The following is a 14,367-nucleotide window of genomic DNA, read 5'->3' as shown; positions in this document are numbered from 1 at the left end:
ATGTTAGCGCTATGAGCGAGTAGTAGTTTTCGTAGAGTAGCGCTAACAATAAATTAAATCAGAAACTAAACCCCTGCCGCCGAATTTAGAATTGTGAACTTTAGTATGATTCGCTTGTATACATCGTATAGATAAAGCTAATAATGACTGATCAAAGGCAATACGCTTGGGTTAAGCATTTCTTTCTTCTGTCTGCGTCCTTGGCGGTAATGCCTCCGGCACGCTCCGCGAACGTTAAAAAAATTGAGTTTGACAAAGAGTTTTAGCCTTAACTGAACCGTATTGTCATAAAAGGAAAGTTTTTCATGACTCAAAGCGAAAAAGCATCAGTAGCTTATATCTTTTAACTTATTCCACAATTCAAGTGCAGGAATGTGACTCAAACCAGCAAATTGTGCATCGGCTGTTTCTATCACTATCCATTCTCCACTTTCTAATTGCCCGATATCAATTGCTATATAAGGAACACTAAGGCGTTCAGCAGCTAAGACTGCTAACTTTAATACTTGCGCCTCTTCTGGTTTTGATAACTTGCTCAAGTCATCTTGCCCATCCCAGTAATATCCATATTTTAGAATCTGCTGATTATAAATAAAACATCTAAACTCTCTTCCCATTAGAAAACCATTTGGGGCTAGGCGTGTATATCGCAATTTTACTAATTTCCTAACAATAACTCTACCTCGTGAATGATATTTAAGTTTTAATAACCCTTCTGTAATTATGATTAATTCTTCTTGATTATTTGCTACACAAGACTTCCATCCTTGCATTTTTATAGATTGAACTGCGCCTTTGACAAACAGAGGAAATCCTAATAATTCACCAGCCTCAATACATTCGTTTGTTGAGGTAATTACTAAACTCTCAGGTGTCAATCGTTTTAAGTGAGGATAAAATAGGTCAAATTCTAGCGCTGTCTGGTGTTCTAAAGGAGTATTGAGTAGTTTTATCCCCTTAGCCAAAGCTGCATAATATATAGCTTTGTAACGCTGAAACTCAGGAATATAACCTATCCAGACACCTACAGTTGCTTTAGGATAATTAGGAATGTGCCATAGAGCATTTTCTGCTGTACCACATCGTTCTAAATCTCGCGGGATATAGTAGACTTTGCACCCTAATAATTGTGCCGCCTCAGTCATCAATTTATTTTCGTTAGCGCTAGCAGATAGCTCTATTTGTTCGGTTGATTCACTTAAAACAATCATTTATTTCTCAGCGTGCCTCTGCGTTTAAAAAAATAAAAAAGTGGGCATTACCCACTTTACATAAATTATCCCTTCACACAAAGAACTTGCTTGAGTGTTGCTACAACTTCAACCAAATCTGCTTGATTTTCCATAACTTTTTCTATCGACTTATAAGCACCAGGAATTTCATCTAACACCCCCTCATCTTTGCGGCATTCAACACCATTTGTTTGCTCAATTAAATCATCAAGCGTATAGACATTTTTTGCCTTATTTCTAGACATCAAACGCCCTGCACCATGAGAACAAGAACAGAAACTCTGAGCATTACCTTTACCCTTAACGATGAAAGACTTTGCTCCCATCGAACCAGGAATTATCCCATAGTCTTCAGTCTGGGCGCGGACTGCACCCTTACGAGTAACGTATACATCCTCGTCAAAATGCACCTCTTTTTCGGCGTAATTGTGATGACAATTAACCTGTAATAAAGGTTTAGTTGCCTTCCCACCTACCAAATGCTTCTCAACTATGTGCTTAAAACGCGCCATCATCACATCGCGGTTGACACGCGCATAGTTTTGTGACCATTGCAAATCGTGCCAGTATGCTTGGAATTCTGGCGTACCTGCGACAAAATGAGCTAAATCAGGGTCAGGTAATTTATTGCCTGCCATTTTTGCTAATTCTCTAGCTGTGTGAATATGACACTGGGCGAGTTTATTGCCGATGTTACGCGAACCAGAATGCAGCATCAGCCAAACTTGATTCTCTGTATCAAGGCACACTTCAATAAAGTGGTTTCCTCCACCCAGAGAACCCATCTGTCTCATGGCTTTACTTTGTAAGTCTTGCACGCCGCGATGCAAGTCTTTAAAATCTTCCCAGTGTTGCCAATTGCTAACAGATTTTTCAACGTCTTTGTTTTCGTTGAATCCAGTCGGAATTGCTGCTTCAATATCCAGGCGGATTTTCTTCAGTTTACCTTCAAATTGTTCGGCGGTAAATGATGTTTTGATAGCGCTCATTCCACAACCAATATCCACACCCACAGCAGCCGGTATAATTGCCTCTTTGGTTGCAATTACAGAACCCACTAAGGCACCTTTTCCTAAATGAACATCTGGCATTAGTGCCACGTGCTTAAACACAAATGGTAGTGATGCGACATTCTTTGCCATCTTAGTTTCTTCTAGTCCCAAAGAGTGATTCGCCCAAGATAATACGGGTGCTGGCGTGGTAATTTCTAACTTTTCGTAGGGCATAATTTTTTGTATTTTGGATTTTAAATTTTAGATTTTGGATTGGGTAGATTTTACTGATTGATAATTATCTGTCTGACTTATAACCCATTATCTAGTGACTTTCCAGGGTTTGTAGTAAGGATTTTAGTCCTTATTACGAACTTGCTTACCCATCAATTTAAACTTGACATACTACTAGTTATTTGTAGCAATTTAAATATTTATTGTCTTTCATTTGGCTTGCTCAATTTTCGTAAAGCTGAAGAACTACTATTTATACTACAAGCGTAATAAATAAAATTACAAAAGTCAACCTATGACCACAGAGTGACAGCAGATGTTTAGCAAATGTATTAAAATTTGTAAAGAAAATTACTCTGTTTAAATAGCCGCTTAGAGTTCTGACAGAATATGGCAGTGCGTCAAGATACAATCTGGGAACGTTTCTTATCCCCTGTAGTGCGTCTTTTGATTGATGAAGACGGGTTACGGCGTTACGCTGATAGTATTGACTGGGAGAAAGAGGGCGATCACTATCGACGAGATGATGTGATAATTCCCTTGTACTACAGTAATCAAAACTTTCACGGGATTGCAGGTGGATATCTGAATTACGGTGCAGCAGTTACTTACGATCCGATTACCCAATATGTTCTGCCACCGAATGAAAATATTGTCCGTCAGGCTTTAGTTGATGCCGTGAAGGTAAAACCACGACGCATACTCGATTTAGGCTGCGGTACAGGTTCCACTACTTTAATGTTAAAGCAGACTTTCCCCGAAGCGGAAGTTATTGGTTTGGATTTATCACCATATATGCTGGTAAGGGCAGAAGATAAAGCTATAAACGCTGGTTTAGATATAGTCTGGCGACACGGGAATGCTGAAAAAACTGGTTTTAGAGATGCAACATTTGACTTAGTGACAGCTTCTTTGCTATTCCATGAAACACCAGATGCAGTGTCTCTAGCAATTCTGCGCGAAAGCTTCCGGTTGCTGGTAGCTGGAGGGCAAGTATTAATTCTAGATGGGAATCAGAAGACTCTGCGTCAGTTAGAATGGCTTAATGATGTTTTTGAGGAGCCATATATTCGTGAATATGCTGCTAGTAGCGTAGAGGCGAATATGGGTGCAGCCGGATTTGAAGCTGTGCGATCGCAGGATGTATGGTGGATAAATCAGGTAACTAGGGGCGTTAAACCGCTCTCAACCGAAAATATCCGTCGGTATACTCCCACATCAATAGATAATAATGATTTGGAGGGACTTGGATCTCCAGCATTTGGCATAAGGGCATGAGTTTAAAGGCAGTTCTCTTTGATTTTAATGGTGTGATCATTAACGATGAGCCAATCCACCTGCAACTGATAGATGAGATTCTCATTCAAGAAAATCTCCAACCCCAACGCGTAAGCGAGCGTCAAGCTTGTCTTGGACGCAGCGATCGCGCTTGTTTTGGGCAACTACTCGCTAATCGTGGTAGAGTCGGTAACGAAAACTATTTAACTCAATTGCTCTACCGCAAAGCCCAAGCCTATGTGGTGGAACTAGATAAAATCAAGAAACTGCCTTTATATCCAGGCGTAGAAGATTTAATATTTCAGGTGCGATCGCAAAATCTAAAACTAGGTTTAGTTAGTGGTGCTATTCGTCAAGAAATAGAATTGGTACTCGATCGAGCTAAACTAGCTGAACATTTTAAAATTATCGTCGCCGGTGATGACATTACCACCAGTAAACCAGAACCTGATGGTTATCTACTGGCAGTGAAACGCCTAAATAAAGAATATCCAGAATTAAATCTTCAACCACACGAATGTCTGGCAATTGAAGATACTCCAGCAGGTATCGAAGCAGCAAAGCGATCGCAAATGCAAGTTGTAGGTGTAGCGAATACTTATCCATTCCACATGCTCCAGCGCTGCTGTAACTGGACTGTTGATTATCTCAGTGATTTGGAACTCGAACGCGTGCAGAAGGTTTATTCTCAAAAACAGCCTCAACCATCGATAACTGAATGTTAGAATACTATATGGTGATAGTATATTGAGTTAATGAGTAATATTACTCTTGACTTTGTACGAATTTTGGGGAATTAGCTCAGTTGGTAGAGTGCTGCGATCGCACCGCAGAGGCCATCGGTTCAAATCCGTTATTCTCCATTTATCGATTTTTTCCAAGTTCAGGGGCATAAATTACGTATTTTCGCGGCTTTCAGCAATTAAATCAGTTTTAAAGAATTATTGTCCAAAATCAGCCTGTAAAACTCGGCTAAATATCATAGGACTTACGCAAGAGTTACGGAATAACGAACCTTATTAGGCGCAGAGAAGCCAGTGCGCCTAATAAGGTTCCCCTAACGCTCTGATGTAACTAATTCACGATACACCGCCAGTGTTTCCTGATGGACGCGGGCAACACTCAGCCATTGTAGGTTTTGATTTGCCCGGTGTTTCCATTCGTGCAACATATCGGCATTACTCAGTAATTGCACTAAAACTCCAGCCAAAGCATTACTATCTTTTGCTGGCACTAAAAGTCCTGCTTCGCCATTGTCCAAAGCTTCAGGAATCCCGTCTACTTGAGTGCCAACGATTGCATTTCCAGCTTCCCTTGCTTCCGAAAGTACCAAAGGACAAGGATCGCGGTGGGAAGCCAGCACAAATATGTCACAAGATATCAGATAGCGTTGAGGTTCTGCCTGGAAGCCTTCAAAATGGATACGTTCTTTGACAGAAGTTGCTTCTGCCTGTGCCTCAAATAGCTGTTTATCAGGGCCATTTCCTACCAAATAAAGATGCGCTTGGGGAAAATCTAAGGCAATTTGCTCAAAAGCAGCGATTAACTCAGCAATACCCTTGCGTTGATACATCCCGGCTACAGTTGCGATCGCTGGACGTTGTAATGGTAAAGCTTGATAATCTTGTATTTGTCGGGTGCGGGGGCTGCCCAAAGTTCCATTACATACTACCCGCAACTTGTTTTCTGGGATACCGCGCTTTTCCATAGAATCTCGTACAGCCTTGCTGACGGCAATTACCCTATCAGCTAAACCCATCAATAGGCTAGAACGCTGAAATTCATTGTGGACTGTGGAAACTAAAGCATATTTATGCCCTTTAAAAATCCGGGCTAGGATAACTCCCGTCATCATGTGGGCGTGAACGATATCCGGCTGAAATTCTGCTGCGATCGCCAGGTAACGCACAGATGCTTTAATAATACTTATCGGTTTCCTAGCTTGGTCTAGTTGGTAGTGTTTTACACCACAGATATTTAGTAACTTCTCATATTCACCACCACCGGAAATAACCGCTACCTGATGACCCGATTTTGCCTGTAAACAAGCCAGATCCACAGCCACATTCACAATACCGTTACCTATTTCTTGAACGTGGTTCAAAATATGTACGATTCGCATCATCTTTAAGATATGTATAAAAAATCAAGATAAGTAACTGAGTGGAAATAAAAATAATTCTTGAGGTCTTCAATGACAACTCAAAAGGAGTCAGTAGTGCGAACTGACCAAGAGCGCTTATAACTAATTACTTAGCTTAAAGACTTATTCATTAACATCTCGATAAATCGGGGTAAAACTCCAAAATTCTCCAGCTAAGGATTGCAGAGGTGCAGAGGGGAATTTCTAAATATCCGTTCGTATGCCTAAAATTTCTTCTTCTCCCCTGCTCTTGCGCTTCTCTGCACCCCTGCTACCTCAACGATTTTCCCTTTTCTTAGTGCCATTCCTTCCTAGCCCAGGAACCGAGACATGCTCACCACGTTCTGCCGGGAATACGAAAGCACTGTTAGGATAAAAATTTATCAAAATAATTAATGCTTCTATCTCGTCTGGTTCTTGAGTGTATGTACGAAAATTTCTCAATTGAAACCCAAGGTGCCACTTGCCAACAAACTTTTAAATAGTATCTCCCGGTTAGCTCATTTTTTTTGGAGTTCGAGAAATTGCCGAAAAATATAAAATCTAGGTGTAGTAATGGTTTTAGGCATTCCCCTAAATTTACCTTGAACTACCACCCTGCTCTAAAAACTCTATTCTTATGCGATCGCGCAAAGTCGGGACGAAAATACATTTGTATTATGGGGTGAAACCCCTATTAAATCGTTCAGCTTTTTTCTAACTCAATTTAAAATGGGCGAACCGGGAGTAGTATATTTAGTTGACAGGCGAATCGTATAAAATCAATTCTGGAGGGTGTATGTCCCTAAGTATATCAAGTGTATTTGATCCCAATTTCTATCGTAGTGCCAATACTGACTTAGCTGGTTTAAATGATGCTCAAGCTTTATCACACTTCGAGGCTTATGGTTTAAATGAAGGCCGTTCCTTCTCACCACTGATTAATTTAAGTTTTTATCGGTCTAGCAATTCTGACCTGGCAGACTTCAACAACAGCCAACTGTTGAATCATCTGGAGAATTATGGTGTAGCTGAGGGACGCAGTTTCTCTCCACTTGTTGACCTTAACTACTATCGTGCTAACAACAGTGACCTTGCAAGCTTTAACAACGAGCAATTATTTAATCATCTGGAAAACAATGGTATTACTGAGGGACGTACCTTTGGTCCGGTTTTCAATCTTAACATATATAATTCGCTTAACTCTGACCTCACAAACCTAACAAATTCTGCACTGTTGCAGCATTTTGAACTCAATGGGATAAATGAAGGTCGTAATTTCTCACCCTATTTTGACTTTAACTACTATCGCGCTAACAACCAAGACTTAGCTAATTTGAACAACAGCCAGTTGTTGCAGCACTTTGAAATCAATGGGATAAATGAAGGGCGTAAATCTTCACCCTATTTTGATGCTGGTTTCTATAAAGCAAATAATCCCGATTTGGTTTCTTTGAAAGGCATCAATCTACTTGAACATTTTGATGAATATGGAGTATTTGAAGGACGACAAGCTGCTAGTGAATATGCAGGAAACACATTAAGTACTGCTCCCGAACTTACAATCGGGTCAAATTATACTTTAGTACTAGGACACGTTGGCTCATCCGAGCCGTCGGACTATTATCAATTTAATTTGAGTCAAGCTAGTACTGTTACGATATATGACTATGGCTTGTCTAGAAGCGTAGGTGAGGAAATATTGAACAGTAACGGTCAGGTTGTAAATTCTAGAAATAGTGGGGTGTATAACTCAAATGGTAGTGTTACGGGCAACCCATCCCTAAGCATTTCATTAAATGCAGGAACTTATTATCTAGACATTCAACCTCAAGCTGGGAATACTGATTACGATTTTTATATTAATGCGACTGATTCGTTAAGCTATGAATATAATCTCGCCGGAAGCGTTAATAGTAACATAGAGATGATGAATAAGATAAACACATATGGTAGTTTCTATAATCGCCTTATACAAAATACTGCCGCAGGATAGTAATAAGCGAAGTTGCTAGTTATTGATTCAGGCGATCGCTTGGTGCAATAAAATACCCTCCAGAGATGAAAAACGGAGGGGAATATGTTAAACGAAATTATTACTGTCTATGCGATCATCGATGACCTGTTAAAGGCGATTAGGCATAGTGAAGACTGTCGTAGCAGCAATCCCAGCGCTGATGGCAACCTAAAGTTTGTGCAATCGGATACTTCTACACTAGTTGAAGTCTTTATTTATTATTATCCTAGTTATTCTCCTTTTATAACCTTCGCAACGTTGGATAATTTCACCGCGACAAATCTGGTAGTCGGTAGTAACGTCATCGTCTAGGAGAGCATCCCGTCAGGTGCAAAAACCTTGATAGCCCTCATCCCCTTTCCCCGAATCCCATCTATGGGATTCGGGGAACTAGAATTATGTCTCCCCTCTCCCAAACATGGGAGAGGGGCTGGGGGTGAGGGAAAAGATTTAAGCCAAAATTGGGATGCTCCCTCGTCTAGCGCTCAGATTTATCATAGTATGGCGAAAATGTACATGCCAGTACTAAATTGCATAAGTTCATAGCGAATTGACGAAAACAGACTCTGCGCCCTCACTAAAATCTGAGCAGTAAAAGCTGCTGCTCAGATTTCTCGTTACATTTCAATTTCAACTCTCAATTAGTCACCAATTTCCGAAATTATCTACTAATTCACTTTTGTAAATGCTAAGTTTTTAACAGCAAAAACCATCGTCACCTAAAAAGTTACGACTCAATTAACACAAGTTTGCGAACTTGAGAATTGTTTCCCTGAGCGCGGCGTGATGAGGCAGCTGTTAGCAAAAACTTCCAAGACTGAGGAGAAATTATAGAAGGATCTATCATTGAAAGAAAACTCTTGAAATTTTTTTGCTTCAGTGCTACTAAACTCCAATGGAGTTTCAGGTAATTTTTGATATCTTGAAGTAGAGGAATCTTTGAGCGATGTTGCTCATTTACCAAAGCATAAATTTTTTCCTTCATCAAAATATTTGTAGCTAACCGTCGAGACAAAGAAAACTTTTGATTATAAGCACCAGGCCAGACGGTGCGGTAAGCCAGACACTGATTAAGGAAAATTGCATCGCCAAACTGGGCAATCCGAATCCAGGAATCGATATCATCACAGTTAGCATCGAGTGTGGAATCCCAACCACCACTTTTTACGAAAGCATCACGTCGGGAAGCTACTTGTACAGGCGTACCAAATGGTACAAGCTCTAAGAGCATACCGTAGTGAATATCGGCTTGTGGGATATAAAAAGCTAAACCGGGGCCAACTTCGGGAGTGCGACTGAGTTCAACTTCATTACCATCCACCTGAGCCGCCACACAAGAGCAGATTACAGCATCGGGACGAAGTGCGATCGCCTTAATCATCTCTTCTATGCAGTTAGGTGCTAAATAGTCGTCATCATCTAAAAATTTAATCCAGTCGCCGCTAGCTTTGGCAACTCCAGCATTTACCGTTGCTGCATGGCCCTGGTTCACTTCGTTACGATGGTAAACAACCTTGTCCCCTAAACTTTTAATATAGGTTTGGGTATCGTCAGAAGAACAGTCATCGGCAACAACCACCTCACACTCGATTGTTTGGTTACGAGCCGAGTCAATTGCTCTTTGTAGCAAATTTAAGCGATTATAGGTACTGATGACGACGCTAAATTTCATAAATTTCACCCCTGTGTAACAGCATTCTGCAATATAGCTTTGAACTTTAGGCTGTTGTATCAGTAAAATTATCAATCCTAACAAGTAGACTGAAATAGGATTATCGATTTATCATTGATAATCGTGAGATTTTTTTAAGCAGACACCAAAGACTATGAATGCTCAAGAGATTATCCGCTCCATTGAAGCGGAACAAATAAAATCAAATCTGCCCGACATTTATGTGGGCGACACCGTAAAAGTGGGAGTGAAAATCAAGGAAGGCGAAAAATACCGCGTACAACCCTACGAGGGAGTAGTGATTGCCATGCGCAACGGTGGCATCAACGAAACTATTACAGTCCGTAAAGTTTTTCAAGGTGTGGGCGTTGAGCGGGTGTTTCTGTTGCATTCTCCCCGGATTGACAGCATCAAAGTATTACGTCGTGGTAAGGTACGCCGTGCTAAACTGTATTATCTCCGCGATCGCGTAGGTAAGGCAACCCGAATCAAGCAACGGTTTGACCGCCCTTTGTGATTCGTCCTTCAATAGTATGAGAGAAATCTTAAGCGGCATCTGCCGCTAACTTGTTTTCAAGGGCGAAATTGAGGTATGATAAAAATTGGGTGTTGCGTTAGACTAAAATTTAGTTCAGCGCAATAACTGAATCAAAAACAGCTTGTGCGCTCTTAGTTCAGTTGGTAGAACGCAGGTCTCCAAAACCTGATGTCGGGGGTTCAAGTCCTCCAGGGCGCGCTCAAGAGCAAAAAACAAAGCCCGAAATAATTACGCAACTGCTATATTAGCAGTTAGCGATAATAATTTCGGGTAAACTTATTGTATTTGTAGTTGTTTTGCTTTCAGTAAGTGAAATAGAGTCGAAACTGCAAACCTGGATGACCAAAATTGAGTGACAAACGGGAGAATTAAGGGTCGTGGCCAAAAAAAGTGAAGCAGAATTGCCAGAAACCACAAATGGGTTTAGCTTTAACAACTTCATACAGGGAACCAAAGAAGAACTTGATAAAGTAGTTTGGCCCAGTCGGAAACAGATAGTGAGCGAATCCGCCGCTGTGTTGTTAATGGTTGCACTCTCCGCATCTTTGATATACTTGGTCGATGGATTGTTTCGTTGGGCAGCACAACAGGTGTTCTGATGACTTTTGCAACAGACGAACCTCGTAACTCCACGTTCCAGTCGGAGGAAACAGGAGAAACAGTAGAAGCAGCGTCAAAAGAAGCACGCTGGTATGCAGTGCAAGTAGCCTCAGGCTGTGAAAAGCGTGTAAAGACTAACTTAGAGCAACGCATTCAAACTTTTGATGTAGCCGACAAAATTGTTCAGGTAGAAATTCCGCAAACGCCGGCGGTGAAAATCCGCAAAGATGGCAGTCGCCAGCATACAGAAGAAAAAGTTTTCCCTGGCTATGTGCTGGTGCGGATGATGATGGATGATGATACCTGGCAGGTAGTACGAAACACCTCCCATGTAATTAACTTTGTCGGTGCAGAACAAAAACGTGGTAGCAGTAAGGGTCGCGGTCATGTGAACCCCATACCACTGAGTTCTTCAGAAGTCGAACGTATATTCAAACAAACCAGCGAACAAGAGCCGGTTCTCAAAATTGACATGGCTACTGGTGATAAGATAATGGTGCTTTCGGGCCCATTTAAAGATTTTGAAGGCGAGGTGATTGAAGTTTCTCCAGAACGGAGTAAACTTAAAGCCTTGCTCTCAATTTTCGGCAGGGATACACCAGTAGAACTGGAATTTAATCAGGTAGAGAAACAGAGTTAAATACAAATGGCGAAGAAAGTAGTGGCGGTCATTAAACTGGCCCTGAATGCTGGAAAAGCCAACCCAGCACCGCCAGTCGGGCCCGCCTTGGGTCAACATGGCGTTAACATCATGATGTTCTGCAAAGAGTACAACGCCAAAACAGCAGACCAAGCTGGAATGGTGATACCTGTAGAAATCTCGGTTTTTGAAGACCGGAGTTTTACATTTGTCCTCAAAACGCCACCAGCATCAGTGTTAATTCGGAAGGCGGCGAAAGTTGAAAAAGGCTCGAATGAACCCAACAAAAAGAAGGTTGGGTCAATTAGCAAAGCCCAATTGCAAGAAATAGCCCAAACCAAACTCCCCGACCTTAATGCCAACGACATAGACGCGGCAATGAAGATTGTGGCAGGAACGGCTAAAAATATGGGTGTAACAATCACAGAGTAAAAAAGTTATGAGTTATGAGTTATCAGTTTTAAATTAGTAACTCCTCATTCCTTACTCCTAACTTGCTACTCCAAAAGCTAAAATCCAAAATTGTATCGGGGGAGAGGCGAGGCTTCGGAATTACCCCAGGAGAAAAAAATGGTAAAAATATCGCGTCGTTTGCAGACGCTGCAAGCAAAAGTAGAAGACAAGGACTATCATCCTTTAGAGGCTTTAGCCCTTCTCAAAGACACAGCAACAGCTAAATTTGCCGAAGCTGCGGAAGCACATATCCGGTTAGGAATTGACCCTAAGTATACAGACCAACAGTTGCGGACAACGGTAGCACTGCCTAAAGGTACAGGACAAATCGTCCGGGTAGCGGTGATTGCCAGAGGCGAAAAGGTAAACGAAGCTAGCATCGCTGGTGCTGATATAGTAGGATCAGAAGAACTGATTGACGAAATCCAGAAAGGTAGAATGGATTTTGACAAACTAATTGCCACACCCGATGTGATGCCACAGGTGGCAAAGCTGGGTAAGTTGCTTGGTCCGCGTGGTTTGATGCCATCGCCCAAAGGTGGAACCGTAACATTTGATTTAGGAAGTGCGATCGCAGAATTCAAAGCTGGTAAATTAGAATTCCGAGCTGACCGAACTGGTATTGTTCATGTTATGTTTGGTAAGGCAACATTCTCGCCTGAAGATTTGTTAGTCAACCTGAAGGCATTACAAGAGACGATTGACCGTAACCGTCCTTCAGGAGCTAAAGGTCGTTATTGGCGCACATTTTATGTGTCAGCCACAATGGGGCCATCGATTAAAATTGATGTCACCGCCCTACGAGATTTGAAACTGAGCGAAGCAGGTTAACTAAAAGTTAGGAGTTATGAGTTAGGAATTAAGAGTTATGAGTTATGAGTTTTATTTTTAACTCCTCACTCCTCACTTTAAATTAAATAGGCAAAGCCGGAGACAGCAGGTGCTAATAGCTTAAATATCCTGCCGAGGTTAAAACTTTAATAGTCAGAATTACCACCCTTAAAGGTGTGATAACTATGGCGTTAAGAGTTTTAATAGTCAACCCCGGCTAAGTTAGCTGGGGTTTGTTGTTTGGGTTCAGGTTTAGAAGAAACGTACAAGTAGGGTACTTCACCGATTATTTTAAGGAGGTGAGATTGCAATGGGTAGAACACTAGAAAATAAAAAAGAGATAGTAGCTGACCTCAAAGAAACTTTGAGTCAGTCAACTCTGGCACTGGTAATTGACTATCAGGGGCTAACAGTTTCTGAAATCACAGACTTACGGCGGCGGCTGCGTCCTAGTGGCACCGTTTGTAAGGTGACTAAGAACACTTTTATGGGCATTGCCATTAAAGATGATGAAAAATGGCAGCCTATGTCGGAATTGCTCAATGGTTCTTCCGCCTTTTTGCTGGTAAAAGAAGATTTTTCATCGGCAATTAAGGCATACCAAGAATTCCAAAAAGTCAGTAAGAAGACAGAACTTCGTGGTGGTGTACTAGAAGGTCGCCTACTCAAAGAACCTGATGTCAAGATACTGGGAGACTTGCCATCTAAGGAACAACTCATCGCCCAAATTGCTGGGGCTATCAACGCCTTGGCTACTAAGATTGCTGTGGGTATCAACGAAGTTCCTGGTTCACTGGCTCGTGCTTTGCAGGCTGTGTCTGAACAAGAGCAAAGTGGTGGTAGCACCGAAACTGCTGCTGTCCAAAATAGCAGCGCCGAAACTGCTGCTGAACCTGATAGCAGCACTGAAACTGCTGCTGAACCTGATAGTAGCACTGAAACTGCTGCTGAATAGACTTCGTAGTTCGTCAGTCAAAAGTCAAAAGCTAATGACCAATGACTTAATGACTAATGACTAATGACTAATAAATAATCAAAATTACAGGAGTTATATCAATGTCTGCTGCAACCGATCAAATTTTAGAACAACTAAAAACCCTTTCTTTGCTGGAAGCTTCTGAGTTAGTCAAGCAAATTGAAACCGCTTTTGGCGTGAGTGCTGCTGCACCCGTTGGCGGCATGATGATGATGCCTGGTGCTGGTGGTGCTGCTCCGGCTGAGGAAGTTGTTGAGCAAACCGAGTTTGAAGTAATTCTCGAATCAGTCCCAGCTGATAAGAAGATTGCCGTGCTGAAGATTGTCCGGGAATTGACCGGTTTGGGTCTGAAAGAAGCGAAAGACTTGGTAGAAGCTGCGCCCAAGGCAGTTAAAGAAGGTCTTGCTAAGGATGCTGCTGAAGATGCTAAGAAGCGCATCGAAGAAGCTGGCGGTAAGGTGACTGTTAAGTAGTCACAATTCTATTACCAGTTTGTGATTAAGGAGCCTGATTTAGGCTCCTTTTTTTCATTGTCAATTATTGCGGTTCTCGTACCAATTCACGAAAATCCTGATATAGCAGGGGACTCTTTACTAGGGACTGGGTTGAAAGTCTTTTTGTATATAGGTTTTATCATCAGTTAAACCAAATCTTAGTTGAGAACCGTAGTTTTCACCCTCTCCCTAAATCCCTCTCCCTCTCTCTGGGAGAGGGAGTTTGAAATTCTGGCTCCCCGAATCCCAGAGAGAGGGATTCGGGGTTGGGGGATGAGGGCAAATCCT

15 protein-coding genes, 2 tRNA genes and 1 other annotated feature are annotated in these 14,367 nt (G+C 41.7%); of the genes, 13 read left to right on the top strand and 4 right to left on the bottom strand.

Annotated elements, in window-relative coordinates; all coding sequences use genetic code 11:
• Nucleotides 1-326 precede the first annotated feature (326 nt).
• Both V7K32_RS04580 and V7K32_RS04575 read right to left on the bottom strand, forming a co-directional pair.
• Nucleotides 327-1,211: an ATP-grasp domain-containing protein gene (locus V7K32_RS04580; RefSeq protein WP_334990745.1), complete on the bottom strand. Its 885-nt coding sequence runs from the start codon at nt 1,209-1,211 to the stop codon at nt 327-329.
• A gap of 65 nt (nt 1,212-1,276) precedes the next feature.
• Nucleotides 1,277-2,458 carry an RtcB family protein gene (locus tag V7K32_RS04575; protein WP_334990743.1) on the bottom strand — a complete coding sequence of 394 codons (1,182 nt, stop codon included), beginning with the start codon at nt 2,456-2,458 and terminating at the stop codon, nt 1,277-1,279.
• A 390-nt stretch (nt 2,459-2,848) separates the two neighbouring features.
• Between V7K32_RS04575 and V7K32_RS04570 the strand changes: the two genes are divergently transcribed.
• The 3 genes from V7K32_RS04570 to V7K32_RS04560 all read left to right on the top strand — a co-directional run bounded on the left by V7K32_RS04570 (nt 2,849) and on the right by V7K32_RS04560 (nt 4,599).
• On the top strand, nt 2,849-3,736 hold the full coding sequence (locus tag V7K32_RS04570; RefSeq protein WP_334990742.1) for a class I SAM-dependent methyltransferase: 888 nt from the start codon (nt 2,849-2,851) through the stop codon (nt 3,734-3,736).
• A complete protein-coding gene (locus V7K32_RS04565; RefSeq protein ID WP_334990740.1) occupies nt 3,733-4,461 on the top strand; it encodes an HAD family hydrolase in 729 nt (242 codons plus the stop codon). The genes V7K32_RS04570 and V7K32_RS04565 overlap by 4 nt, the downstream gene beginning before the upstream one ends.
• 65 nt (nt 4,462-4,526) lie before the next feature.
• Nucleotides 4,527-4,599, top strand: a tRNA-Ala gene (locus V7K32_RS04560).
• 194 nt (nt 4,600-4,793) lie between these two features.
• Here the strand turns inward: V7K32_RS04560 and V7K32_RS04555 are convergent.
• Nucleotides 4,794-5,858 carry a glycosyltransferase gene (locus V7K32_RS04555; RefSeq protein WP_334990791.1) on the bottom strand — a complete coding sequence of 355 codons (1,065 nt, stop codon included), beginning with the start codon at nt 5,856-5,858 and terminating at the stop codon, nt 4,794-4,796.
• A 799-nt stretch (nt 5,859-6,657) separates the two neighbouring features.
• On the opposite strand from V7K32_RS04555, the gene V7K32_RS04550 reads away from it, so the two are divergent.
• Complete coding sequence (locus V7K32_RS04550) at nt 6,658-7,854, top strand: hypothetical protein (RefSeq protein ID WP_334990738.1); 1,197 nt, start codon at nt 6,658-6,660, stop codon at nt 7,852-7,854.
• 84 nt (nt 7,855-7,938) lie between these two features.
• Nucleotides 7,939-8,187 carry a hypothetical protein gene (locus V7K32_RS04545; RefSeq protein WP_334990736.1) on the top strand — a complete coding sequence of 83 codons (249 nt, stop codon included), beginning with the start codon at nt 7,939-7,941 and terminating at the stop codon, nt 8,185-8,187.
• Between the two features lie 415 nt (nt 8,188-8,602).
• Here V7K32_RS04545 and V7K32_RS04540 read toward each other — a convergent pair whose 3' ends face one another.
• A complete protein-coding gene (locus V7K32_RS04540) occupies nt 8,603-9,547 on the bottom strand; it encodes a glycosyltransferase family 2 protein (protein ID WP_334990734.1) in 945 nt (314 codons plus the stop codon).
• Nucleotides 9,548-9,701: 154 nt separating this feature from the next.
• Here V7K32_RS04540 and rplS point away from each other — a divergent pair, with 154 nt between their 5' ends.
• The 8 genes from rplS (at nt 9,702) to rplL (ending at nt 14,058) form a co-directional block, all read left to right on the top strand.
• Entirely contained in the window at nt 9,702-10,064 is a 363-nt protein-coding gene (gene rplS / locus V7K32_RS04535; RefSeq protein WP_273766612.1) for a 50S ribosomal protein L19, read from the top strand.
• 146 nt (nt 10,065-10,210) lie between these two features.
• Nucleotides 10,211-10,283: transfer RNA gene (locus tag V7K32_RS04530), tRNA-Trp, on the top strand.
• 179 nt (nt 10,284-10,462) lie between these two features.
• The gene (gene secE, locus V7K32_RS04525) at nt 10,463-10,684 is read left to right on the top strand and encodes a preprotein translocase subunit SecE (RefSeq protein ID WP_334990732.1); all 222 of its coding nucleotides are present in this window, start codon (nt 10,463-10,465) and stop codon (nt 10,682-10,684) included.
• Nucleotides 10,684-11,325, top strand: coding sequence for a transcription termination/antitermination protein NusG (gene nusG, locus V7K32_RS04520; RefSeq protein WP_334990730.1), 642 nt, complete (start codon nt 10,684-10,686; stop codon nt 11,323-11,325). Before secE ends, nusG begins: the two co-directional genes overlap by 1 nt.
• A gap of 6 nt (nt 11,326-11,331) precedes the next feature.
• Nucleotides 11,332-11,757 (top strand): 50S ribosomal protein L11, encoded by a 426-nt coding sequence (gene rplK, locus V7K32_RS04515; RefSeq protein ID WP_334990728.1) that lies wholly within the window; start codon nt 11,332-11,334, stop codon nt 11,755-11,757.
• Nucleotides 11,758-11,895: 138 nt separating this feature from the next.
• A complete protein-coding gene (gene rplA / locus V7K32_RS04510; RefSeq protein ID WP_334990726.1) occupies nt 11,896-12,609 on the top strand; it encodes a 50S ribosomal protein L1 in 714 nt (237 codons plus the stop codon).
• 78 nt (nt 12,610-12,687) lie between these two features.
• Nucleotides 12,688-12,856 (top strand) — a sequence feature (ribosomal protein L10 leader region).
• Nucleotides 12,857-12,919: 63 nt separating this feature from the next.
• The gene (rplJ, locus tag V7K32_RS04505; protein WP_334990724.1) at nt 12,920-13,564 is read left to right on the top strand and encodes a 50S ribosomal protein L10; all 645 of its coding nucleotides are present in this window, start codon (nt 12,920-12,922) and stop codon (nt 13,562-13,564) included.
• 101 nt (nt 13,565-13,665) lie between these two features.
• Nucleotides 13,666-14,058 carry a 50S ribosomal protein L7/L12 gene (gene rplL / locus V7K32_RS04500; RefSeq protein ID WP_334990722.1) on the top strand — a complete coding sequence of 131 codons (393 nt, stop codon included), beginning with the start codon at nt 13,666-13,668 and terminating at the stop codon, nt 14,056-14,058.
• Nucleotides 14,059-14,367 lie beyond the last annotated feature (309 nt).

The sequence above is a fragment of the Nostoc sp. genome (assembly GCF_036917635.1).
GTDB lineage: Bacteria > Cyanobacteriota > Cyanobacteriia > Cyanobacteriales > Nostocaceae > Nostoc.
Note: the sequence above shows the minus strand (reverse complement) of the source record. Positions and strands in the feature narration are given on the sequence as shown.